This window comes from Aliidiomarina celeris, assembly GCF_003316875.1.
Taxonomy (GTDB): Bacteria; Pseudomonadota; Gammaproteobacteria; order Enterobacterales; family Alteromonadaceae; genus Aliidiomarina; species Aliidiomarina celeris.
This window is the reverse complement of sequence record NZ_QMIL01000001.1, coordinates 279,005-301,101: the sequence shown is the minus strand read 5'-3', so window position 1 is coordinate 301,101 and position 22,097 is coordinate 279,005. Positions and strand designations below refer to the sequence as shown.

Genomic DNA, 22,097 nt, shown 5'->3' with positions numbered 1-22,097 from the left:
CATGAGCCAACAGTTTGATCTTATGGCGTCGCTTGCCAACCAACATGTCCCCCTTGCTGCGCGCATGCGGCCACGAACCGTTGACGAATATGTGGGGCAACAGCATATCTTGGGTGTGGGTAAGCCGCTTCGTAGTGCGGTAGAGCAGGGCTCATTGCACTCATTGATTTTTTGGGGGCCGCCGGGTACCGGCAAAACAACCTTAGCTGAAATTCTCGCGCAGTCTGCGAATGCTCATGTTGCGCGTATTTCGGCGGTCACCTCGGGCATTAAAGATATTCGAGAAGCCATTGCGGAAGCTAAAGCGCGCAGCGGTAGTCAGCAAACGTTGCTGTTTGTCGACGAAGTACATCGCTTCAATAAAAGTCAGCAAGACGCTTTTTTACCGCACATTGAAGACGGAACCATCGTTTTTGTCGGCGCAACCACTGAGAACCCCGGGTTTGCATTGAATAACGCGTTGTTGTCGCGGGCGCGTGTTTATCGGCTACAGTCGCTAACCCCCGCGGATTTACAGCAAGTTCTCCAGCAAACATTAACCGACAATGAGCGTGGCCTAGGCGAGCGACAACTGTTCCTGCAGCCTGCAGCTGAACAATTCTTACTGCATGTGGTGGAAGGCGACGCGCGGCGGTTGCTGAATGTACTTGAAATTGCAGCTGACTTTGTTACTGAACAACAAGGTGGCGAGATTACCCAGAGCTTGTTGGAAGAAGTAACCGGAGAACGCGCGGTTGCCTTCGATAAAGACGGCGATCATTATTACGACTTGTTGTCTGCTTTTCATAAGTCTGTGCGTGGTTCATCTCCAGATGGAGCCTTGTACTGGTATTGTCGATTACTTGCGGCAGGCGGCGAACCATTAGTGATCGCCCGCCGGTTATTGGCCATTGCGTCTGAAGACATTGGTAACGCAGATCCTCGCGCCTTGCAAATTTGCTTAAATGCATGGGACACCTACCACCGTGTCGGCCCAGCAGAAGGCGAACGGGCGATTGCTCAAGCCACGGTATATTGCGCGAGTGCAGCAAAAAGTAACGCTGTTTATAAAGCTTTCAATGCCTTGTTAAAAGAAGCGAAAGAGGGGCCGTCGTATCCGGTGCCTGAGCACTTACGCAATGCACCCACACAAGTGCACAAAAACGAAGGTTTCGGTGCTGATTACAAATATGCGCACGACGCAACCAATGCTTATGTAGCGGGTGAACGCTATTTGCCCGAAGCTCTAGCCAATAAAAATTGGTATGAGCCGAATGAACGCGGTTTAGAAATTCAAATTAAAGAAAAATTAAACCGTTTGCGCGAGCTTGATCAGCAGAGCACTTGGAAGCGCGATGATTGAGTGGTTATGGATATCGCTGGCGGGAGCTCTTGGTGCACTTAGCCGCTATGGCATTACCCAGTTAAGCTTATTTTTATTGCATCGGAGTTGGCCAGCTACACTGACAATTAACCTTGTTGGCTCGGCCTTACTTGGCTACTGCTTGGCGCAAATAAATACTGGGGCAATGTTTCAGATCGGGTTTTTAGGCGCCTTCACAACATTTTCCATGTTTATGCTTGAAACCACCTCTTGGGCTAAACAGCAGCGAGCGCAGGCATTTGTTTATGTGTTTGCGAGTGTTGTTGGTTGTACTGCCGCCTTTGCCTTTGGGGCCTTGGCGTAATGGCAAGGCACATAACCACAATGCAAAGCAAATGGAGCACTATCGTGTCTCGGCTGCTGTGGGTTGCACTTGGCGGGGCGCTCGGCGCACTCATTCGTGCTATTTTGTTGGAAATAGAGCCAGAGTATTTCCCTTTTTCAACAGTGCTCGTTAACATAGCGGGCTGTGCGTATTTGGCGGTAATAGTAGCGCTCGTGCAGCAGAAACGCATTGCTGATTTTCATCTTTTGTTTCAAGGAACCGGCATAGCAGGGGCGCTCACCACTTTTTCTATGTTTTCGGCACAAAGCTACGCCTTGTTTTTGTCAGCCGCAAATGTGCAAGGAGCGAGTGTTTTTCTCGCTTATGTAGTAGGCCAAGTCATTATGGCTTATCTGGCATTTTCAGCTGCTTATGCAGTTACTAATGGCTGGCTTCATAGAAATAATTAACCAGAATTTTAATTTTAAACCAGAAATTTAAAACCAGAACAGAGAGCAGTGATCATGTTAGATGCAAAATACTTTCGCGAAGGAATTGACGACACCGCAGCAGAGCTTGCGCGGCGGGGCTTCACCTTGAATGTTGAGGTGCTCAAAGATCTCGAGCAGCAACGCAAAAATATTCAGGTTCGTACCGAAAGTTTGCAAAATGAACGCAACACCCGCTCTAAATTAATAGGTCAAGCGAAGGCGAAGGGAGAAGACATTGCGCCGCTACTTGCAGAAGTAGGGTCACTGGGCGACCAGCTTGATGAGGCGAAACAAGAGCTACAGCGTATACAAGACGAGTTACAAGACATTATTGCCGGTATACCGAACATCCCGCACAGCGACGTGCCGCAAGGTGCGGACGAAAATGATAATGTTGAAATTTTTAAGTATGGCGAACCACGTACATTTTCGTTTGAGCCTAAAGATCACGTTGAACTGGGCGAGCGGTTAGCCCGTGGGCTCGACTTTGAAACGGCAAGCAAGCTTACAGGTGCTCGTTTTGTGGTAATGCGCGGGCAAATTGCCAGAATGCACCGCGCGCTCACGCAGTTTATGTTAGACCTTCACACAGAAACACATGGCTACGAAGAAGCCTATGTTCCCTATATTGTGAATCACGATTCGCTTATGGGCACAGGGCAGCTACCTAAGTTTGGCAAAGATTTGTTCCATGTTGAAGGCGAAAGCCAAGACAAAGTTGCGCTGTCGTTGATTCCAACTGCAGAAGTGCCACTGACCAATTTTGCGCGCAATGAAATACTCGATGAAAGCGAATTGCCGGTAAAGCTCACTGCACATACGCCTTGTTTTCGTAGTGAAGCGGGGTCGCACGGGAGAGATACGCGTGGGCTGATTCGTCAACATCAGTTCGACAAAGTAGAGCTGGTACAACTGGTGAAGCCAGAAGAGTCAATGGCGGCCTTAGAAGCGTTAACTGAGCATGCTGAGAAAGTATTACAGCTACTCAACTTACCGTATCGTAAAGTGTTGTTATGCACAGGCGATATGGGCTTTGGTGCAATGAAAACTTATGACCTTGAAGTGTGGTTACCCGCGCAGAAAACCTATCGTGAAATTAGCTCTTGTTCAAATATGGGCGATTTTCAGGCGCGCCGTATGCAAGCGCGTTTCCGCCGTAAAGGGGCGAAAAAGCCGGAGCTTTTGCATACCCTTAATGGCTCAGGTTTAGCGGTAGGCCGCACACTCGTGGCCATTTTGGAGAACTACCAAATGGCCGACGGCTCGATTGAAGTACCGGAAGTGTTGCGTGGCTACATGAACGGGCTTGAAGTGATTAAATACACTTCGCAGGCTTAGGTAAGCCAGCAATACGGGTGGCCTGTTTAGCAGGGCCTTTGGGAAATAGGGAATAGAGATAACGGCTATTCCCTTTTTCTTCGCCAAGCCTTTTTGCCACAGCCTTAACCAACACCCTCATTGCCGGGCTGGTTTCGTATTCTTGATAAAATTCGCGCACAAAATTCACCACTTCCCAGTGCGCGGGAGTCATTTCAATACCTTCAAGCTCGGCAAAATAAAGTGCAAGTGGCTCCGACCACTCCTGAAAGTTGGCTAAGTAGTTGTGTTTGTCGGTTTCGTATTGCTTGCCATTAAATTCGATCATGTTAAAACCTTAGCGTAAAGCCTTGCTGGTTTGCGACTACGGCGGCTAATTCTGCAGCGGAAACCAAGGTCATGGGAATGCGCAAGTCTTCAAGGTTTAAGCCGCTTTCAGCCAGCGCTTCGGGGCTGGTATAAAAAGCACTGAAGTCGAAAATATCGTCCAATATCGCTATTTTTTTTAGCGGATCTGGCGTTGAGGGGCTCGGCACAACAAGCTGCGCTAACCCTTGTGCAGTGTAATATGCGCTCACAGGCTGCTCTAAGCTTGCCGCCATAGCGAGTAGGTCGAGCCCGTGGCGAGCTTCGGGTTGTAACGGCGCGGTGGTAAATACAATATTGAGCATAGATGAACCTTAAAACTGATCAAGCGCAGAGCTACGCGCCAGTGAGGTTATAAACTCGGTAAGCCCAGCAGCATTAAAGCCACTTTGTAAATTCCCTTGCGGCGGAAGCTCTGCCTGCAAACCATATTGATTACCTGCGGTTGCACACACAATAAGTGGAAACTGATACTGCTGCGCAAGGTCAAGCCAACGTTGCTGCATATTTGGTAAACCGGAAGGAAACTCTAAAAAGCAACTGGCGTAGCTTACAGCAGGGCCATAAAAAAACACTTGTTCGATGGTTTCGCCTGTGTTTAAAAGCCGTTCGGCTTCGCTAAGTGCTTTCAACCCTTGCGCGGTTTCTGCAGGCGCGCTGTACACTAAAAAACTATGCGACACAGTGGTTTCCTCGTGTTGTTAACATGCAAGTATTTTACCCTATAAAAAACGCCCCGTGGTTTACCGCGGGGCGTTTTATTTCGTTTCTCGCTTTACCTATGCAGGTGACTTCTCGATTAGCGAACCTATTCGTCGCCGCCAAAGGCTTGCAGTAAGTTAAGCAGGCTAATAAAAATATTATAAATCGAAACGAAAAGCGTAGTGGTTGCGAGAATGTAGTTACGCTCGCCACCGTTTACTATGGCACTGGTTTGCATCAGGATTGCGCCCGAAGAAAACAGTATAAACAATGCGCTCAATGCTAAACCAAGAGCAGGAATGTTTAAGAACAAATTCGCAACGAAGCCGACTAAAATGACCACGAAGCCTGCAACCATCATACCGCCGAGGAACGACATATCTTTTTTGGTGGTAAGAATGTAACCCGACAATGCAAAGAAAATAAGCGCTGTACCCGCCATGGCAAGCATAACAATGTCGCTACCGCCAGACGCAATGACCATATTTAAAATAGGACCAATGCTGTAGCCCATAAAGCCGGTTAAGGCGAACACAAAAACAATACCCATGCCGCTGTTAGCGGTTTTATGAATACCAAAAAGCAAGCCATAAAAACCAACCAAGAGCAAAATAATGCCAGGGTGAGGGAGGTTGAGGGCACTGCTAATACCAGCCATAACAGCACTAAAAGCCAAAGCCATGGCCAATAGGGTGTAGGTATTGCGTAATACCTTGTTCACTTCTACCGCACTGTCGTGGCGCGCCGTGTGTACCGTTGGGTTGTTCATGTTTTACATCTCCTGTTGATACCGAACTTACATTCAGACCATTATTTTTTATCTGAGTTCTACTATACAGTAACTTTGGTGGTATTTTTAAACAGTTTCGTGTTCAGTCGTAACGATTTGTTGAAACAATGTGCGAAGCGATTATTTTTCAGGCATTCAAACCATTTTATTTCATTTTTTACTTTACAAGGCAGTTTCAGCTCATTAATATTCACCCCGTCTTCAGCGCGAAGACACTGGAGAGGTGGCAGAGCTCGGTTTATTGCACCTGACTTGAAATCAGGCGTAGGTTCATCCCTACCGGGGGTTCGAATCCCTCCCTCTCCGCCAAATTTAAAGAACCCGCCTTTTGGCGGGTTTTTTGCATTTGTGTTTCTATAAATCCGAACGATTGTGGCAAACGCTGACCCGCCGTTTTGGACTTTGATAAATTACGGGTACACTCACAGTTTCTTGCAACGTGAATGAAGCGAAACCTATTGTAATGAGTCAATTCCGCACTACAAAATCACACCTCGGCTTGAAATGGCAGCAATTATGGGCCATTGAGTGTGTTCGCCTATACGAGCAACAGCATGGCGTGGGGTTCGCTGAAGAAAAAACACGCACCATCGCCCATAATCCTAGTATCACCAGTATCGAAGCCAAGTTAGCCGTTCGTGCAGCACAAGCCGCTAGCGATTATGGGCTCGATGTGGCGATGCAGGCATTGTTGAAGCGCAGAGGGTTACTCGTGTTTATTTGGCTTTGTGTGGGCTTTTTAATTGGCCTGAGCATGGTGAGCCCCTTACTTCAAGGTGATTATACGCAGGTGAATTTCGGCATGCTCATTGGTGTATTGGTGCTACCGAACCTGCTGTTACTCAGCTTAACGCTGGTTTTGCCTTTGATAGCGAGCGGGCGAAAGAGTGCGGCTGATCGTGTGCCGCCAATGATTGCTGCACATGCGGGCATGGAGCTTGCGCAATGGCTGATGCAATGGGGTAAGGAAGATAAGCAGCAGCGAGCTATGGCGTTTACCGCGCTGGTGAATGTCGTACGTCAACAAGGCGCGCTGGCTTGGCTTGCTGCCGCAGCGAGTCACTTAATCTGGTTGGCTATTATGCTTGGCGTCAGTTTGTCGCTATTCATTCATTTTAATCTCACCGAGTATGTTTTTCATTGGCGTTCAACATTGCTTTCGAGTGCACATATTCAGGTTCTCGCAAGTATGATCGCTGCACCGCTCACATGGTTTGGTGTTCACTTGCCAGAGCAAGCGTTTGCGCAGAACGCAGGCTGGACTACACACCGAGCACTCGGTATTTGGCTTTTAGCCGCAGTATTCTTGTACGGTTTGGTGTTACGTTTTTTGGCCTTACTGTTTACATTTTGGCGAACAAAACGACGGCTTGCACGGCCCGCATTGAACCTTTCCTTGCCTGGCATTTGTGATCTACTTGCTCAGCTACAACCTACTCGAAGTGCTGTGATCGATCCTGAATTGGCCGTTCTGGAAAAAGCCCCTGAGGCTGCTCGCCAAGATTTAGAAGAAAAACCCGCAATCGCCAACAAAGCGCCTGCTCAACAATGTCAATGGACGCTACTGCTTGAAGACCCAGGGCTCGAGGTTTTTGTGCGTGGAAACGCAGATAACAGTAGCGCGATGGCATTACTCACCGAAACGGCCGACGTTGAGCGCTTACCTCGCAACACAACAGGTTACCGCGTTTTGATCAACGTAAACTTAACGCCGGATCGGGGTAACATCGACATACTCGAGTTGCTCACCGCGCGAGCGCAAACTCAGGGAATTCCGGTGAACATTTATTTGTGTGAGTCGCGACAAAGCCCTGATCAGAACTTCAGGGCGGAATGGCAAACACGATTGCAACAACTCGATGGCCTAGAGGCTATACAGGTTAGAGCTCTACACGATGGGGATCAATTATGAAGCAAGAAACCCTTATTGCAGTAGTGGGGCACACTAACGTTGGTAAAACCTCGTTACTAAGAACCTTGCTTCACGAGTCTATGTTTGGTGAGGTGTCGAGCGTGCCAAGCACAACCCGTAATGTTCGAGTTGCAGAACTGGAACTCACGAATGGGCACCAGCTGGTGTTTGCCGACACTCCAGGCATTGAGCGCAGCCAAGCGCTTTTCAAAAGGCTAAGGGCATTAGAAACAGAAATGAACAGCAGCCATAATGGCAGGGCTGTGGTTGAGTTTTTTTTGCAGCAAGAGGACGCGCAAACTTACTTTGAGCAGGAAAGTAAGGTATTGCGACAGCTGTTGCAGAGTGACGCTGCTCTTTTTGTTATAGACGCGCGCGTTCCGGTGTTGCCCAAGTATCTCGACGAGCTGGCTATTGTAAGATTTACCGCGACGCCCATTATTCCTATTTTAAACTTTATAAAACCCGACACCTCGTTGGCGCCGTGGCAGGATGCGCTGAAAAGAGTGTCGCTGCATCATTATGTCGTTTTCGACGCGGTTGTACCCCATGTAACGGCGGAGCAAGAGCTTTACCAGCAGTGTAGCGCCGTACTGCCCGACGTGCGGGAGGCTTTTAAGGCTTTAGCCGAGCAACGTCAGTTCGAGCAAAAGGAGCGACTGCGAGCGGCGTGTGGTTGGATTGCAACAACATTACTGAACATTGCGTGTTACGAATATGAAATTAATGCCGACCAAATTCAGAGTAACATTTTGCAAAATTCGCGTGAGTTGATCAGCGCAAAAAGCAAGGTAAGAGCAGCTGAGTACGAGTGTACCAAGGCAGTGCTACATATTTATGGTTTTCGGATGGAAGACGCTGCTTTAACGCAACTACCGATAAACAAACAGGGCTGGCAGCTTGATTTGTTCGACCAAGAAGCATTGAAGCTCTTTGGGGTGAAAGCGGCGCAAGGTATGGCCGCAGGCGCAGCAACAGGGGCCGGTTTTGATATGTTGTTAGGCGGCGCCAGTCTCGGCGCCGGAACCTTGTTGGGAGCAACGGCGGGTGGCGTTTATCAGGCTTGGAAACGTTTCACGCCCACGTTAAAAAGCCAATTTAACAAAAAGGTGCGCTTTCGGACTGATTTCGAGGTTGTACAAATAGCGTTAGTTCGACAGGCGTTGCTGGTGGCTATTCTTTCCAAACGCAGCCACGCAACACAGTCGCCAGTAAGTTTTGACCTTCCTGATGACTTGAATCCTCCTAAAGCCTTGTTAAAGGAATTAAAGAAGGCGAGCGCACATTCTGACTGGTCGAGTTTGTCCGGTTATGCTGGGGCCATAAGCGCCCGCCGAGTGACGTGTGCGGAAACGCTACAACAGCAAATTGAACGTTGGATTGAGCTTGAGTTAACTTAGGTATGATTTTTTTTGGAATTTTGTTGATCTCCTAAATTTTTCTGCTTAAATTGAATTCGAAGGTTACAAAAAAGTTACAAAGCCTTCGTTTTCACTCGTAAATATCATCAAACAAGGAGCGTTTATGCGTAATGTAGTAATCGCCATGCCCGATGGCGTTATTCGTTCGGGTGTCTGCCAACAACTCAGCAACAATCAATGGAGCGTTGTGTCTGTTGCCAACCAATCGTCAGATGTACTGCAGGCTCTTCATGAGTATCCGCAAGCATTGGTTATTGTTTCTGAAAACTTCGACAGTGAAAAGGCTACGGGTACGGTGCATTTAATTTACCGTGAATTTCCGTACGCCAAAGTGTTGGTTTGGACCCAAACGGTTGCTATGGCCGTAAACCTGAGAACCCGGTATCCGCAAATTTTGGGGCATTTTTTCCGCACCGTGGAAACTGAAGAACTACTGCGGGGGTGTCAGCTGGTGAATTTAAAACAAAAATTCTATTCACCTAAATTAGCGATAGCCTTTAAGCGATTTCGTGACAACAGCGAAGAGTCTCGGATCGGCATGGGTTTAAGCCGCAGAGAAAAACAGATTTTCAGCTTGGTATGTTTAGGCATGACGGTACAGCAGATTGCCGAACAATTGTGTATTTCGCGCAAAACCGTGAATACCTTTCGGTATCGTATATTTGACAAGTTAGGCGTAACGAGCGACGTTCAGCTTGCGCATATTGCGATTAAGAATGGGCTCATTGAGCCGCAAGCTGATTTGCACTTTGCTTAACCTTGTATTGGCATAGTCATGCAACGTTGCTAGGCGACACTTCGGGCTTCTGATAAGCTTCTCTACGTTTTCAGTAGTCGCCTAGCAGGTTTTTTACGAGTCATGAGTACTTCTTTTAATGCCGAAGCCTTCCTCGCCACAGTTACCCAGCAGCCCGGCGTGTATCGCATGTACGACAAAAATAACGAGGTTATTTATGTTGGAAAGGCTAAAAATCTAAAAAAAAGGGTAGCCAGTTACTTCCGTAAGCAGGTCGACTCAGTTAAAACACAAGCACTGGTGCGCGCTATTGCAGCTATGGATGTAACGGTAACCCATACTGAAGCGGAAGCGCTGATTCTTGAAAACTCCTTTATAAAAAAATATCGTCCGCGCTATAACGTGTTACTGCGCGACGACAAGTCTTACCCATATATTTTTATTTCCGCCCACGAACATCCCCGAATCGGCTTTCACCGCGGCGCGCGGCGCGAAAAAGGTGACTATTTTGGCCCGTTTCCCAATGGTAGTGCAGTGCGGGAAAGTTTAATTCTTTTGCAGAAGCTTTTTCCGGTTCGGCAATGCGACGACAGCTATTACCGCGCACGCAGCCGACCCTGTTTGCAATATCAACTTAAACGTTGCCTCGCGCCGTGCGTGGGCATTCCCACGAACGACGACTACTTAGCGCAAGTGGAACTCGCTAAACTCTTTTTAAAGGGTAAAAACGAAGAAGTTATGGGTAAGTTAGTGGCGCAAATGGAGGCTGCAAGTGCAGATTTAGCTTTTGAGAAGGCCGCTATTTTGCGTGATCAAATTGCGGCACTAAGGCAGGTTCAAGAGCGCAATGCGGTAAGTGGCAGCACCGAAGAGCTTGATGTTATTGGCTTGTACCGTGAGGCCGGGCTAACGTGCATTCACTTACTGTTTATTCGCCAAAATGCTGTGCAGGGTAGCCGTAGTTACTATCCTAAGGTGCCCGCAAATACGAGCGAAAATGAGGTGCTCGAAAGCTTTATTCAACAATTTTATTTAAGCGATGTGGAGGGTCGGCAAACACCGAAGCAAATTGTTGCCCCGTTGCACACTGAAGAGGCCGAACAGTTGTCGCAGCAGTTAAGTGAAGCACTGCAACGCAAGGTGACCATTCGAACGCAGCCGCGCGGCGAGCGTGCGCAGTATTTATCACTCGCTCAAAAAAATGCCATGAATGCTGTACATAGCCGCTTAGGCGAGGCTTCGGTGATGCAAACACGCGTGTCGGCGCTGCAAAAACTGGTGGGTGAAGATCAGCCTTTAGAGCGCATGGAATGCTTTGATATTTCCCATACTATGGGTCAAGAAACGGTGGCGTCTTGTGTGGTGTTCGACAACCAAGGTCCAAAAAAGTCGGATTACCGGCGTTTTAATATTAAAGATATAACTCCGGGCGATGACTACGCGGCTATGGCGCAAGTACTGTCTCGCCGCTACAAGAACGCAGTTGTCCAAGAAAATGTACCCGACGTGGTTTTTATCGACGGCGGCAAAGGGCAATTGACCCAAGCCGAGGACTACTTTAAAGACTGGCCAAAACCGCCGTTGTTGATCGGTGTGGCCAAAGGCGAGAGTCGGCGCCCGGGGCTAGAAACACTTATTTTTGGGTATAGTCGAAAAACTCATCACTTGCCGGCCGACCACCCCGCGTTGCACCTCATTCAATACATTCGCGATGAGTCACACCGGTTTGCCATTACTGGCCATAGGCAGCGCCGTGCCAAGGTAAAGCGCACATCGACATTGGAAGAAATACCAGCGGTAGGTGCAAAACGTCGGCAAAATTTACTGAGTTATTTAGGTGGATTACAACAGGTAAAAAACGCTAGTATAGAGCAGCTCTCGCAAGTTCCTGGTATTAGTAAAACACTCGCAGAGACTATTTATTACGCGCTCCGCGACGAATAACAAGCCAGTTTAAACAGGAAAAGAAAACCTTTATGTGGAATATCCCAAATTTATTGACTAGCTTCCGAATTGTTTTAATTCCGGTTTTTCTGGTCGTTTTTTACCTGCCCTTTCCTTATGCCACGTTTTGGGCGGCGGTCATTTTTGTTATTGCTGCTATTACCGATGGACTCGACGGCTATATCGCCCGTAAATATAACCAACATACACAGTTTGGTGCGTTTCTCGACCCGGTCGCAGATAAAATCATGGTGGCCGCTGCGCTGATTGCCGTGGTTGAGTATCATAACAACTTGTGGGTGACCATTCCGGCGCTTATCATTGTGAGCCGAGAATTAATCATTTCGGCCTTACGGGAGTGGATGGCCGAAATTGGTAAACGCGACAGTGTTGCGGTGTCTTCGCTTGGTAAAGTAAAAACGACTGCGCAAATGATCGCGCTCACAGGATTACTTTGGAACGCCAACACCTTCGTTTTATCGGTAGGAATGATCGCTCTTTATATTGCGGCCATTTTAACCTTCTGGTCTATGTATGTGTATTTAGTGAACGCTTGGGCCGACTTAACTGCCGAAAATAACAGCGAAGAAGCTAAAAAATAGCCAAACGGTCATAAATTTATAATTTGTGGTTGACTGAAAGTTCGCGATAGGTAGAATGGCTCGGCGTTCGGCAATAGCCAACGCGGTCAACTAAAACGTTGCGAGTATAGCTCAGCTGGTAGAGCGCAACCTTGCCAAGGTTGAGGTCACGAGTTCGAACCTCGTTACTCGCTCCAACGTTTTAAATCTGGCGGGTTGGCAGAATGGCTATGCAGCGGATTGCAAATCCGTCGATCTCGGTTCGACTCCGGGACCCGCCTCCAGATTTAAATTTGTGTCGCCCGGGTGGTGAAATTGGTAGACACAAGGGATTTAAAATCCCTCGATCGAAAGATCGTGCCGGTTCAAGTCCGGCCCCGGGCACCATTTCCCTCGGTGTTATCTAAAAACTATCCTTCTGTCATTTTTGTTACCCTATGTTCGAGCCATTGCAGTAGGGCGACCATACCGAGTTCCCGATCGTCTTCTTTACGAATCATTACGCTGAGGGGCTGCGGGCACTTTATACGACCGAGTTCTGTGAGCTTATGGGCGCTTAAAAGGCTGTTGCAGCAATTGGGCAGCAGCATAAGGGTGGGCTGTTGCTCGGCAATAGTGGCGGCCATGAGGCTACTGCTGCTGAAGTGCACGCGCTCTATATTTAAGCCTAAGTGGGTTTTTAAACCACGCGGCCGCTGCTGGTGCTGCACCAAGACAAGTTCGTTCAATGCGGTAGTGCTGTTGCTTGCTGCGCTTTTTTCACCCGCGTTCTTTCCGACCCGGTTATTGCCGACAAGAATATAGGTTGGGCTGAACAGCTGTTGGCAGAGCAGGCTTTTGTGTTGGCTGGAGCCTAAACAGAGAACCACGTCTATGTCGTTGCGTTCAAGCAAACTAATAACGGCGTCTTCATTTGCACTGTCGAGGTACTCGGGCACGTCTTTAATACGCAGCTCTAGGTGCGGATAGAGCTGACGAAAACTTTCAAGCATGGGCAGCAGCCAATACTGAAATAAGCAATGACTAATGCCAATGGTAATTACCCGCCTTGCATGCTCGCCTTCTTTGCGGGTCTGTGTGACAATTCGTTCTAATTGCCGGAAAACACGATGTAATTCGGGCGCTAGTGCTTGCCCCGCGGGGGTGAGGTCGTGCATGCGATTATCGCGTTGAATCAGTTTAATCCCCAGCTGTTGTTCAAGTGTTGCCAATTGCCGGCTAATGGCAGACTGGGTAACTCCGAGTTCTGCTGCTGCACGTTTAAAACTGCCCATGCGAACCACGGTGTCGAACACGCGAAGTGCATTCAGAGACGGAAATTCGGCCTTTTTCATGGTGTGATTTTTTCTCAATTTAAGCTAACAATAACGAAACTATATCGAGCGCGGGCACTGCTTGGCAAGCGTTAATTTTAGAGGGCTTCATGTTTACAAAGCTAATAAACTCCCCCTATTTATTTGAGTTTTTAACCATGGCTTTTGCGCATTTGTTGGCGGTAGCAAGCCCAGGGCCTGACTTTGCGGTGGTAAGCCGATACAGCGTGCGTTTTGGCGCTCGTATTGGAGTTTGGGTTAGCCTTGGTATTGGGTTAGGAATACTGGTGCATGTAACTTATTCGGTGTTGGGCTTAGCAATTATCATTAATCAAACGCCGTGGCTTTACTCGGTGTTACTGTTGGTTGCGGCGCTGTATTTTGCTTGGTTGGCGGCGCAGTTGCTGCGTGCCAAGCCACCCTTAGCGAACACTACCGTTTCCGAACCGTTACAAACTTCAGCGGCAACCCAGCACAGCCCAGAGCCCCAGAGCTTTCAGCAAATGAGTATAAAAAAGGCTATTGGACTGGGCTTTTTAACCAACGGTTTAAATGTCAAAGCAACGCTGTTTTTTCTTGCTCTATTTACCTCAATTATTTCACCGCAAACGCCGGTGTTGATAAAATCCGGATATGGGCTTTATCTCGCAGTGGCTACCTTTGTTTGGTTTGCTGCGCTATCGCTGCTGCTTGGCAAAACAAGGTTAAGAGGTTGGTTGTTAGTACATGGCTATTGGTTCGATCGACTCATGGGGCTTATGTTAGGGCTACTTGCCTTAAATATGGTTTGGCAACTTATCAAGGGTTAACGCGAGCTTAGGCTACTGTTGCCTAGCCAATGTTGGTATACTCTCGGCCGTTTTTTAAATTTCTTATTGGAAAGGTTTTATGCTGCTGTTCGTGAATGATCTCACTGTAATGGATTTTTCTTACCTTTGCCCTGAACGGGGGATGGTAGGTGAAAGTTGGATCGTAGACATTGAACTCGACGGCAGTTTGAATGATCAGTCTATGGTGCTCGACTTTGGCCGAGTGAAAAAGCAGCTCAAACGCATTATTGACGAGTCGGTTGATCACAAACTTTTGGTCCCGATAGAAAACTCAATTACAACGGTACAGGCAAACGAAGACAACCAAAATTACTGGGTTGACTTTGAAGCACCCGCAGGCTCCATTCATTTATATTGCCCGAGTGACGCGTTTGCATTTATCGACGCGGATACTATTACCAAAGACTCGGTTATGGATTATCTGCGAGCCGTGATAAAACGCGAGTTACCCACCAACGTGAAGGCAATTTCACTTACCTTACGCGACGAAGCTATTCCCAGTTTTTACTACCATTACACCCATGGTTTGAAAAAGCACGACGGCAATTGCCAACGTATTGCGCACGGGCACCGCTCGGCGATTCAAATATTTGTAAACGGTATGCGCACGCCGCGGCTTGAGCAACAGTGGTCGAAGCGTTGGGAAGATATTTATATTGGTAGTGCCGAAGACGTGGTGGCGCATAGTGCTTTAACTAAGAGCGCTGTTGGCGAGAAAGCTATTGGTAATCATCATGTTGCCTACAGCTATGTGGCAGAACAAGGGCTATTTGAACTTGCTATGCCGGAGCATCATAATGAGGTTATTCCAACCGACTCTACGGTGGAATGTATTGCTGACTACATTGCGCAAACAATTAAACAACAAGAGCCCGATGCCGCGGTGAAAGTTATTGCGTTTGAGGGTGTTGGTAAAGGAGCCATTGGCTATGCCTAACCTACAACGTATCTTTTCAACTAAAACCCTTGTTCGTGCCGCGCTCATAAGTGTGGTGGCTTGTGCTGCTTTCGCTTCTCTGAATGTGCATGCCAAAAACGCGGCGAACGTTCCTGAACCTGCGTTACGCGGGCACTTCACCCAAGGTGGAATTGTTTTTGGTAAAACCGTACGCCAAGCTGAAGTGCTGTTGAATGGAGAGCCCGTTCAGCTGAGCCGCAATGGTGAATTTGTATTTGGTTTTGGTCGCGACGAAGAAGGCCAAGCTCAGTTGCTGGTGAAGTACCCCAATGGCGACACTTGGCAACAGAGTTTTGATATTGAACCGCGCGAATTCAATATTCAGCGCATCGACGGATTACCACAGCAAACCGTAACACCAGACCCAGACGTGTTGGCAGAAATTCGTAAAAATAACGAAGAGGTTTGGCTTGCGCGGCAGGTTAGGTCGGAGTACACCCATTTTACCGAGTCGTTTATTTGGCCGGCAGAAGGGCGAGTAAGTGGTGTTTATGGGAGCCAGCGTATTTTAAACGGTAATCCACGTGCCCCGCATTATGGGCTCGACGTAGCGGCGCCTACGGGCACACCTGTAATTGCGCCCGCCAGTGGGGTGGTTACTATGGCGAATCCTGCAATGGTGCTTTCCGGTGGAACCTTAATACTGGATCACGGCCATGGTTTTTTCTCAACGTTCTTGCACCTTCACGCTATTCATGTGGAAGTGGGGCAAACGGTGGAGCAGGGTGATCTCGTTGGAGAAATTGGTGCAACAGGCCGCGCCACCGGTCCGCATTTAGACTGGCGGATCAATTGGGGCAATGTGCGCCTTGATCCGCAATACCTTGTGCCTGAGCGTTAAGAAAACGGAAAGCTCACCACGGCGTTACTTGCTAATGTAAGTTCTACTTTTTCAGTGGCCGGATGCTGCCAAATGCACTGGCCGCTAAGTAAACGCTCGTCACGCAAGTACACCAATGTAATTTCATCTCCCTCGTGGTAACGATGCAACGCTGCTTTGAGCGTTCCCGCTGTTGCTTGCAAACCGTCCATAGCAATCAGAATGTCGCGTGCGGCCAGCCCCGCGCTGGCAGCCATACTCTTTTCGAGAACCCGCTGTACCTGCATACCAAGCGGCAGTTCTTTTAGGCTTGCGCCAAGTGTTAACGCGTCTTCGAATGCACTTTCTTGCACTGAAACACCCACCTGCTCAAGCAGCTCGCGCCACGGTAACGGTTTCGTGGTGTACAACGCTTGATGCAAGAACTCATCAACGGCGGGGTGCTCGATGGGGTTACAGGAGCTGAGTAAATCGGCTTGTTCGGTACCGACAGGCGTTTTTCCTTGGCTCGGCCCATAAGTTTGGTAAAGCTGTTTTAATACATGGTCTAAATTAACGCTGTGATTAGACAGCTTGCGCAGCAAAAGGTCTAGGCACAGTGCGACTACAGCGCCTTTGGCATAGTAACTGGCTATAGCATTTACTGCGTTTTCATCTTGCTGATAAAAGGTTGTCCACGCCAGTTGGCTTGATTCTGTGAGTGTTTGTCGGAGCGGCCCTTGACCACGCAAACCACGACTTATGGTGGTGCTAAGCCGCTTTAAAAATGCAGCTTGGCTCATACAGCCTGCACGGTACACCATTAAGTCGTCGTAAAACGACGTGACACCCTCGTAAAACCAAAGCTGTTCGGTGTAAGTTTCAGTGTGCAGTGCGTAGGGAAGGAATGCCTTTGGTTTTAGCCTTTTTACATTCCAATTGTGAAAGTATTCGTGACTACATAAACTCAAGAATTCCAGGTAGGCATCGCTTGCCTGATCGCCACCGCCGAACTCTAATGCAGCGCGAGAGCACATGAGTGCAGTACTGTTTCTGTGCTCTAACCCGCCAAACCCGTTCGCGGTGACAATGGTTAAGAACAAATACTGCTCAAAGTCGGGCACTTCACCCCAAAGGTTGTGTTGGGCTTCACAAATTTGTTTGAGGTCGCGTGCAAGTTCATGTTCAGACGCAAAATGCTGGCCGACTAACACCAACGCGTGCGGAATCCCCGAAGCGGTAAACTGAATACGTGTGAATTTGCCGAGTAAAAATGGGTGATCAATCAATGCGTCGTAATTGTCAGCGTAATAGCAAAGATTGCTGTTCTTTTTTGGATCGTTGTTGTTTTTTGTACAAGTAAAAGGCGCCAACCCGGTTGCAACCTCGAAATCAGCAATTGCAGGGTGAGGAGACGGCAACACCTGTACTTCGTGTCTGCTCTCTTGCATTCCGGCTACCGCTAAACACAAACTGGTGCCGTTGAAAAAGCCATAGGTTCGGTCTAAATAAGCCGCACGGATAGAGCTGTCAAAGGCGTACACACGGTAGTGAATGCGAACCTGCCCTTGCGCATTCTTTACAATCCAAGTGGATTTATTGGGCCGAAGGTAAGTAAGCGCACCTGATTCACCGTACGCCTCAAAGCCGACGATATGTTTGGCAAAGTCTCGTATCATATAGCTGCCCGGTATCCAGCTAGGCAGCGTCAGTTCAACGTTTTGCTTCGAGTCTAGGCTGAACTCAAGTTTAACGTCAAAGTAGTGGCTGTCGGGGTTAGTTGCACAAATTTCATAGCGAATGGTCGACATCTTTGGGGTCCAAAACGACAAACAGAAGTGAAATGATAATAAGCAAAGTGCGACCAAAAGGGAATTCGGCTCGACAAACGGTATCGGTAAAACGTTAGCTTTCACGTAAGCTTGTTAAAAAAATGTATGGGTAATTAAACTTTGAATTGGCGAGTACTTTTAGAAGATCGAAATAAAATGTTCTGGGCTCTGCAAATAGCAGGGTGGCTGGGCTATGCGCTAATTCAGTACATTGGCTCGCTCATGCAAGAAATGCGCAGTATTTTTGTGCTTATTATTCTGCTCGGTGCGTACGCGGGCTTTCTCTTAACAGTACCCATGCGCTACTTCTACCGTACGATTTGGAACCTGCACCCACTGTTATTATTGTTAGCGGTGCTGGGGTCTTCTTATACTGCAGCCGTGTTATGGGCGGTTATCGATAACGCTACCCATTGGGAAATTTATAAGTTTGGTTTTCGCCCTCACAACTGGGTATTTTACCTCCAGCACAGTGTTGCCAAGTTTTACATTATGCTGAGTTGGAGTGGTTTGTACTTTGTCATTAAGTATTATCAACTGCTGCAAGACGAAAAACAAAAAGCGCTTACAGCGGTTTCCATGGCTCATCAGTCACAGCTAAAAATGCTACGTTATCAGTTGAACCCACACTTTCTGTTCAACACGCTTAACGCGATTTCCACGTTAATTCTCATTAATGAAAATAAAACGGCGAACCAAATGGTGAGCAAATTGAGTGAGTTTTTGCGCTTTTCGCTCGACAATGAACCGATTAAGCGTATTACCTTGGCACGTGAAATCGACGCACTAATGCTTTATCTCGACATTGAGAAAGTGCGCTTTGCTGAGCGCCTTCATGTGCAAACAGATGTCTCGAAAGAAGCACGGGAGGCCTTGGTTCCGAGCATGATTTTGCAGCCCATTATTGAAAACGCAATTAAATACGCGGTCGCAAAACTTGAAAGCCAAGGGGTTATCACCATTCACGCTAGCGTAATCGACAACATGCTTACCATTAAGGTGAGTGATAACGGGCCAAAACCTTATGCCGCCCCTGCGCAAAAGTCTGAGCGCGGCGTAGGGCTAAAAAATACAGAAGAACGCTTACGTGCCTTGTATGGAAAGCATTACTCATTTACTCTGTCTGCAAACACACCGACTGGGTGTGTGGTTGAACTTAAACTTCCATGGCAGCCTGTTGAGAATTCATGAATACTAAGATCAAAGCACTTGTTGTAGACGACGAGCCTTTAGCACGCAAAGGCCTTATGGTGAGGCTTGCTGCGTTTCCTCATATCGATATAGTGGGTGAGGCGAATAGCGGCCGCGAAGCTGTTACACTTATTCACGAACACGAGCCTGATCTTGTGTTTCTCGACATACAAATGCCGGGTTGGAGTGGCTTTGATGTGCTTAAGGCCCTCAAAGAGCAAGATAAACCCATGCCTGCGATCATTTTTGTGACCGCTTATGATCAATACGCAATTCGTGCATTTGAAGTAAGGGCGCTTGACTACTTACTAAAACCGGTTGATGAAGAGCGTTTGGCCGCAGCTATTAAACGTGTAGAAGAGCGTCATACTGAGCAAAACAGTGTTGGTAAGCCCGAGCACCAACAACGGCTATTAGAACTCGTAGCGGAAATGACCGGTGAAGACTGCGAAGAAATTTTAATTCGGCTGGCAGAAGGAAAGCGTATTATTTCGCAAGACACCTACCCGGAACACATTGCCATTAAAGACAGCGGGGAAATTACTCGGGTTGCAGTGAACGCAATTGAGTGGATCGATGCTGCTGGCGACTATATGTGTATTCATGCAGGTAATGAAACGCATATTCTACGGCGCACCATGAAAGAGCTCGAGCAAGAGCTTAACCCTAAATTATTTCAACGCATTCATCGCTCGGCCATTGTGAACGTAAAACAAGTTGAAAAGCTCTGTAGCCGACAAAATGGCGAATATCACATTGTGTTAGCCAACGGCAAAGAGTTAAAAGTAAGTCGCTCATACAAAGACCGTATAAAGCAGCTGGTGCTGCAAGGTTAACGCGCATCTAAATGCCGCCCAGTTTCGTATAACTATTAACCGCAGTGAACACGGAGTTTTGGCAGCATGAATGTGCGCTTGCTGTACGTTGTTGCTTTTCTCGCTATTATTTTAAGCCTCAGCAGCTGCTCTCGTAGTATTGGCTATCGCTTTGCCGATACTTTTATTTTGTGGCAACTCGACAACTACGTAACGCTTGAAGGCGAACAACGAGAACGGGTGAAAACCGAAATTGAAGACTTACTGCAATGGCATGCGGAGTCAGAATTACCTAAGTACCATCATCTGCTCGTAGAGCTTCAAACTCTGGTTGAAAACGACCAACTTACGCAGCAAGAGTTGCAGCAAATCGCATTGCAAGTTGAGACATTTTGGCTGAACCTTCGAAAGCAAGTTTTTCCTATTTTAGTCGCGGAATTGGCTGCCATGAGTACCGCCCAGCGCAATGAGCTCATTGCTGCGCTTGCAGAAAATGTAGCTGAGCGAAAGCGTGTACTGGCTGAGCGCTCGAGCGAGGAACGTCTAGCAGAGCGCATAGAACGGTTTGAAGATGTTGTTCTTCGCTTTGTCGGCAGAGCGTCGCCGCTACAACGTACGTGGATTGAAAGGCTCGCGCAAAGCACACCCGACATGAGTGAGCAGTGGTTGGCCTACCGTACACGTTGGAATCTCGAATTTAGCGCGGCGCTCGAGCAAGCGCCTGCGCTGTCGGAAGAAGAGTTTTCAGCGTTGCTGGTGCCGTTAATACTCACGCCTGACATTTATCGCAGCGAAACTTTGCAAGCGCAGGCCGAATTAAACCAAACCCGCACCTTAGAGGTGCTTCCTATTTTGGCAACAAGTTTAACCGAGCAACAAAAACGCCGCAGCGTGCGGCGCTTGGAAAGCTTACAAGGCGACCTACGGGCCATGATGCGCCAGCGTGGCGTGGAACTTACACCACCATGATTTTACTGGTGTTGCTTGCCCCCACGGTTTCCATAATATCGCCATGGGTCATTATGACGTAGTCACCCGCTTGAATGTAGCCTTGCTCTTGGATCATGCTAATTGCTTTACGCAACACTACTTGAGTTTCTTCTTGGGTCGAGTCAAATTGAATTGGATACACACCTCGGTAGAGCGCTGCTTTCGCTAAGGTGCGTGGATGGCGCGACATAGCAAACACGGGCAAGGTGGTGTTAATACGCGACATGAGCCGTGCAGTTTGGCCAGACTCGGTAAGGGCAATAATAGCGGTAACGCCGCCTAAGTGGTTCGCAGTGTACATAGCGGCCAAAGCGTTGGCTTCCGACACCGAGGTAATCGCGTCTTCTGCACGGCTACGGACAATACGCTGCGCAGGATATTCTTCCGCTCCGATACAAATCTCACTCATTGCTTTTACGGTTTCGACTGGGAATTTACCTGCCGCAGTTTCTGCCGACAACATCACCGCATCGGTACCGTCGAGTACGGCGTTGGCAACGTCCATAACTTCGGCGCGGGTGGGCATCGAGTTGTCGATCATCGACTCCATCATTTGCGTGGCGGTAATAACAACGCGTTGCAGTTGGCGTGCGCGCTCAATAATGCGCTTTTGTTTACCCACCAATTGGGCGTCGCCAATTTCGACACCTAAATCGCCACGTGCAACCATAACCGCGTCGGACGCCATAATAATGTCGTCGAGCGCTTCGTCGGTGGCAACGGTTTCTGCCCGTTCAATTTTTGCACAGATTGCACCGTCGCAACCGGCACCGCGCAGCAGTTCACGCGCTTGGTTCAAGTCTGCACTGGTACGCGGGAAAGATACCGCTAAGTAGTCCACTTGAATAGCAGCAGCGGTACGAATGTCTTTTAGATCCTTTTCGGTTAACGCAGCTGCACTCAAGCCGCCGCCGAGTCGGTTAATGCCTTTATTATTGGAAAGTACACCACCGATCAAAACTTTGGTGGTGACTTGCGTGTCGTTTACTTGAGTCACTTCTAAGCGCAAGCGCCCGTCGTCGAGCAAAAGAATATCGCCGACATCAACGTCGCTCGGTAGCGTTTTATAGTCGAGCCCAACAATGTCGCTGTTGCCTTCTTGAGCCGGATGGGCGGAGTCGAGAATGAAGGTTTGGCCGTCTGTGAGTTCAACTTTGCCCTCTACAAAGCGTGCAATTCGGATTTTAGGCCCTTGTAAGTCCCCCAAAATGCCTACAAAAACACCAAGCTCTTTGGCGATGGCTCTTACTTCATGAGCTCTGCGTTCGTGGTCTGCGGCTTCACCATGAGAGAAATTTAACCGCACCACGTTTGCGCCAGCTTGAATAAGTTTTTTGAGCACGCCGGGCTTGTCGGTTGCAGGGCCTAATGTAGTGACAATTTTGGTTCGACGCAAAGACATGAATAACACTCCAAAACGAATAGAAGGGGGCTGGACAGTAGGCGTGTATAATAGCATATTCACCTACGATTCATACCAA

The 22,097-nt window shown here is 48.3% G+C and carries 22 protein-coding genes and 4 tRNA genes; 19 read left to right on the top strand and 7 right to left on the bottom strand.

Features of this window, described 5'->3' with window-relative positions:
- Position 1 precedes the first annotated feature (1 nt).
- Genes DQW12_RS01410 through serS form a run of 4 tightly spaced genes read left to right on the top strand, consistent with a single transcriptional unit; the run spans position 2 to position 3,457 of the window.
- Positions 2-1,342 carry a replication-associated recombination protein A gene (locus tag DQW12_RS01410; protein WP_269800909.1) on the top strand — a complete coding sequence of 447 codons (1,341 nt, stop codon included), beginning with the start codon at positions 2-4 and terminating at the stop codon, positions 1,340-1,342.
- On the top strand, positions 1,335-1,667 hold the full coding sequence (locus DQW12_RS01405) for a fluoride efflux transporter FluC (RefSeq protein WP_113905923.1): 333 nt from the start codon (positions 1,335-1,337) through the stop codon (positions 1,665-1,667). The genes DQW12_RS01410 and DQW12_RS01405 overlap by 8 nt, the downstream gene beginning before the upstream one ends.
- Before the next feature lie 20 nt (positions 1,668-1,687).
- Positions 1,688-2,098 carry a fluoride efflux transporter FluC gene (locus tag DQW12_RS01400; RefSeq protein WP_157957819.1) on the top strand — a complete coding sequence of 137 codons (411 nt, stop codon included), beginning with the start codon at positions 1,688-1,690 and terminating at the stop codon, positions 2,096-2,098.
- A gap of 54 nt (positions 2,099-2,152) precedes the next feature.
- Complete coding sequence (gene serS, locus DQW12_RS01395; protein ID WP_113905921.1) at positions 2,153-3,457, top strand: serine--tRNA ligase; 1,305 nt, start codon at positions 2,153-2,155, stop codon at positions 3,455-3,457.
- Here the strand turns inward: serS and DQW12_RS01390 are convergent.
- The 4 genes from DQW12_RS01390 to DQW12_RS01375 form a co-directional block, all read right to left on the bottom strand.
- Entirely contained in the window at positions 3,435-3,764 is a 330-nt protein-coding gene (locus DQW12_RS01390) for a TusE/DsrC/DsvC family sulfur relay protein (RefSeq protein ID WP_113905920.1), read from the bottom strand. The two genes, serS and DQW12_RS01390, sit on opposite strands and share 23 nt — an antisense overlap.
- Position 3,765: 1 nt before the next feature.
- Complete coding sequence (locus tag DQW12_RS01385; protein ID WP_113905919.1) at positions 3,766-4,107, bottom strand: hypothetical protein; 342 nt, start codon at positions 4,105-4,107, stop codon at positions 3,766-3,768.
- Positions 4,108-4,116: 9 nt separating this feature from the next.
- Complete coding sequence (locus DQW12_RS01380) at positions 4,117-4,485, bottom strand: DsrE/DsrF/TusD sulfur relay family protein (RefSeq protein ID WP_113905918.1); 369 nt, start codon at positions 4,483-4,485, stop codon at positions 4,117-4,119.
- A 125-nt stretch (positions 4,486-4,610) separates the two neighbouring features.
- On the bottom strand, positions 4,611-5,273 hold the full coding sequence (locus DQW12_RS01375) for a Bax inhibitor-1/YccA family protein (RefSeq protein ID WP_113905917.1): 663 nt from the start codon (positions 5,271-5,273) through the stop codon (positions 4,611-4,613).
- Positions 5,274-5,511: 238 nt separating this feature from the next.
- On the opposite strand from DQW12_RS01375, the gene DQW12_RS01370 reads away from it, so the two are divergent.
- From DQW12_RS01370 to DQW12_RS01330, 9 genes are all read left to right on the top strand, one after another.
- A tRNA-Ser gene (locus DQW12_RS01370) sits at positions 5,512-5,603 on the top strand.
- A 130-nt stretch (positions 5,604-5,733) separates the two neighbouring features.
- Complete coding sequence (locus DQW12_RS01365) at positions 5,734-7,206, top strand: DUF2868 domain-containing protein (protein WP_157957818.1); 1,473 nt, start codon at positions 5,734-5,736, stop codon at positions 7,204-7,206.
- Positions 7,203-8,606, top strand: coding sequence for a GTPase/DUF3482 domain-containing protein (locus DQW12_RS01360; protein WP_113905915.1), 1,404 nt, complete (start codon positions 7,203-7,205; stop codon positions 8,604-8,606). Before DQW12_RS01365 ends, DQW12_RS01360 begins: the two co-directional genes overlap by 4 nt.
- Before the next feature lie 124 nt (positions 8,607-8,730).
- Positions 8,731-9,384, top strand: a complete 654-nt coding sequence (locus tag DQW12_RS01355; RefSeq protein WP_113905914.1) for a response regulator transcription factor — start codon at positions 8,731-8,733, stop codon at positions 9,382-9,384.
- A gap of 102 nt (positions 9,385-9,486) precedes the next feature.
- Positions 9,487-11,307: an excinuclease ABC subunit UvrC gene (gene uvrC, locus DQW12_RS01350; protein WP_113905913.1), complete on the top strand. Its 1,821-nt coding sequence runs from the start codon at positions 9,487-9,489 to the stop codon at positions 11,305-11,307.
- A gap of 32 nt (positions 11,308-11,339) precedes the next feature.
- Complete coding sequence (gene pgsA / locus DQW12_RS01345; protein WP_113905912.1) at positions 11,340-11,909, top strand: CDP-diacylglycerol--glycerol-3-phosphate 3-phosphatidyltransferase; 570 nt, start codon at positions 11,340-11,342, stop codon at positions 11,907-11,909.
- A gap of 100 nt (positions 11,910-12,009) precedes the next feature.
- Positions 12,010-12,085, top strand: a tRNA-Gly gene (locus DQW12_RS01340).
- A gap of 13 nt (positions 12,086-12,098) precedes the next feature.
- Positions 12,099-12,172: transfer RNA gene (locus tag DQW12_RS01335), tRNA-Cys, on the top strand.
- 16 nt (positions 12,173-12,188) lie between these two features.
- Positions 12,189-12,275 (top strand) — tRNA-Leu (locus tag DQW12_RS01330).
- A gap of 23 nt (positions 12,276-12,298) precedes the next feature.
- Here the strand turns inward: DQW12_RS01330 and DQW12_RS01325 are convergent.
- Positions 12,299-13,222 (bottom strand): LysR family transcriptional regulator, encoded by a 924-nt coding sequence (locus tag DQW12_RS01325; protein ID WP_113905911.1) that lies wholly within the window; start codon positions 13,220-13,222, stop codon positions 12,299-12,301.
- 89 nt (positions 13,223-13,311) lie between these two features.
- Here DQW12_RS01325 and DQW12_RS01320 point away from each other — a divergent pair, with 89 nt between their 5' ends.
- The 3 genes from DQW12_RS01320 (at position 13,312) to DQW12_RS01310 (ending at position 15,830) form a co-directional block, all read left to right on the top strand.
- The gene (locus DQW12_RS01320; RefSeq protein ID WP_113905910.1) at positions 13,312-14,010 is read left to right on the top strand and encodes a LysE family translocator; all 699 of its coding nucleotides are present in this window, start codon (positions 13,312-13,314) and stop codon (positions 14,008-14,010) included.
- 79 nt (positions 14,011-14,089) lie between these two features.
- A complete protein-coding gene (locus tag DQW12_RS01315) occupies positions 14,090-14,968 on the top strand; it encodes a 6-carboxytetrahydropterin synthase (RefSeq protein WP_113905909.1) in 879 nt (292 codons plus the stop codon).
- Entirely contained in the window at positions 14,961-15,830 is an 870-nt protein-coding gene (locus DQW12_RS01310) for a M23 family metallopeptidase (RefSeq protein ID WP_113905908.1), read from the top strand. The genes DQW12_RS01315 and DQW12_RS01310 overlap by 8 nt, the downstream gene beginning before the upstream one ends.
- On the opposite strand, the gene DQW12_RS01305 is transcribed toward DQW12_RS01310, so the two are convergent.
- Positions 15,827-17,599, bottom strand: coding sequence for a M61 family metallopeptidase (locus tag DQW12_RS01305; protein WP_113905907.1), 1,773 nt, complete (start codon positions 17,597-17,599; stop codon positions 15,827-15,829). The genes DQW12_RS01310 and DQW12_RS01305 overlap by 4 nt on opposite strands.
- 141 nt (positions 17,600-17,740) lie before the next feature.
- Here DQW12_RS01305 and DQW12_RS01300 point away from each other — a divergent pair, with 141 nt between their 5' ends.
- From DQW12_RS01300 to DQW12_RS01290, 3 genes are all read left to right on the top strand, one after another.
- Positions 17,741-18,811, top strand: a complete 1,071-nt coding sequence (locus DQW12_RS01300) for a sensor histidine kinase (protein ID WP_113905906.1) — start codon at positions 17,741-17,743, stop codon at positions 18,809-18,811.
- Entirely contained in the window at positions 18,808-19,647 is an 840-nt protein-coding gene (locus tag DQW12_RS01295; protein WP_113905905.1) for a LytR/AlgR family response regulator transcription factor, read from the top strand. Before DQW12_RS01300 ends, DQW12_RS01295 begins: the two co-directional genes overlap by 4 nt.
- Positions 19,648-19,713: 66 nt before the next feature.
- Positions 19,714-20,595 carry a DUF6279 family lipoprotein gene (locus DQW12_RS01290; protein WP_113905904.1) on the top strand — a complete coding sequence of 294 codons (882 nt, stop codon included), beginning with the start codon at positions 19,714-19,716 and terminating at the stop codon, positions 20,593-20,595.
- On the opposite strand, the gene pyk is transcribed toward DQW12_RS01290, so the two are convergent.
- Positions 20,582-22,018, bottom strand: coding sequence for a pyruvate kinase (pyk, locus tag DQW12_RS01285; RefSeq protein ID WP_113905903.1), 1,437 nt, complete (start codon positions 22,016-22,018; stop codon positions 20,582-20,584). The two genes, DQW12_RS01290 and pyk, sit on opposite strands and share 14 nt — an antisense overlap.
- Positions 22,019-22,097: the final 79 nt, after the last annotated feature.

Coding starts and splice junctions, on each gene's coding strand:
- DQW12_RS01410 (WP_269800909.1), top strand. CDS start 2: ATGAGCCAACAGTTTGATCTTATGGCGTCGCTTGCCAACCAACATGTC.
- DQW12_RS01405 (WP_113905923.1), top strand. CDS start 1,335: ATGATTGAGTGGTTATGGATATCGCTGGCGGGAGCTCTTGGTGCACTT.
- DQW12_RS01400 (WP_157957819.1), top strand. CDS start 1,688: ATGCAAAGCAAATGGAGCACTATCGTGTCTCGGCTGCTGTGGGTTGCA.
- serS (WP_113905921.1), top strand. CDS start 2,153: ATGTTAGATGCAAAATACTTTCGCGAAGGAATTGACGACACCGCAGCA.
- DQW12_RS01390 (WP_113905920.1), bottom strand. CDS start 3,764: ATGATCGAATTTAATGGCAAGCAATACGAAACCGACAAACACAACTAC.
- DQW12_RS01385 (WP_113905919.1), bottom strand. CDS start 4,107: ATGCTCAATATTGTATTTACCACCGCGCCGTTACAACCCGAAGCTCGC.
- DQW12_RS01375 (WP_113905917.1), bottom strand. CDS start 5,273: ATGAACAACCCAACGGTACACACGGCGCGCCACGACAGTGCGGTAGAA.
- DQW12_RS01360 (WP_113905915.1), top strand. CDS start 7,203: ATGAAGCAAGAAACCCTTATTGCAGTAGTGGGGCACACTAACGTTGGT.
- DQW12_RS01355 (WP_113905914.1), top strand. CDS start 8,731: ATGCGTAATGTAGTAATCGCCATGCCCGATGGCGTTATTCGTTCGGGT.
- uvrC (WP_113905913.1), top strand. CDS start 9,487: ATGAGTACTTCTTTTAATGCCGAAGCCTTCCTCGCCACAGTTACCCAG.
- pgsA (WP_113905912.1), top strand. CDS start 11,340: ATGTGGAATATCCCAAATTTATTGACTAGCTTCCGAATTGTTTTAATT.
- DQW12_RS01325 (WP_113905911.1), bottom strand. CDS start 13,222: ATGAAAAAGGCCGAATTTCCGTCTCTGAATGCACTTCGCGTGTTCGAC.
- DQW12_RS01320 (WP_113905910.1), top strand. CDS start 13,312: ATGTTTACAAAGCTAATAAACTCCCCCTATTTATTTGAGTTTTTAACC.
- DQW12_RS01315 (WP_113905909.1), top strand. CDS start 14,090: ATGCTGCTGTTCGTGAATGATCTCACTGTAATGGATTTTTCTTACCTT.
- DQW12_RS01310 (WP_113905908.1), top strand. CDS start 14,961: ATGCCTAACCTACAACGTATCTTTTCAACTAAAACCCTTGTTCGTGCC.
- DQW12_RS01305 (WP_113905907.1), bottom strand. CDS start 17,599: ATGTCGACCATTCGCTATGAAATTTGTGCAACTAACCCCGACAGCCAC.
- DQW12_RS01295 (WP_113905905.1), top strand. CDS start 18,808: ATGAATACTAAGATCAAAGCACTTGTTGTAGACGACGAGCCTTTAGCA.
- DQW12_RS01290 (WP_113905904.1), top strand. CDS start 19,714: ATGAATGTGCGCTTGCTGTACGTTGTTGCTTTTCTCGCTATTATTTTA.
- pyk (WP_113905903.1), bottom strand. CDS start 22,018: ATGTCTTTGCGTCGAACCAAAATTGTCACTACATTAGGCCCTGCAACC.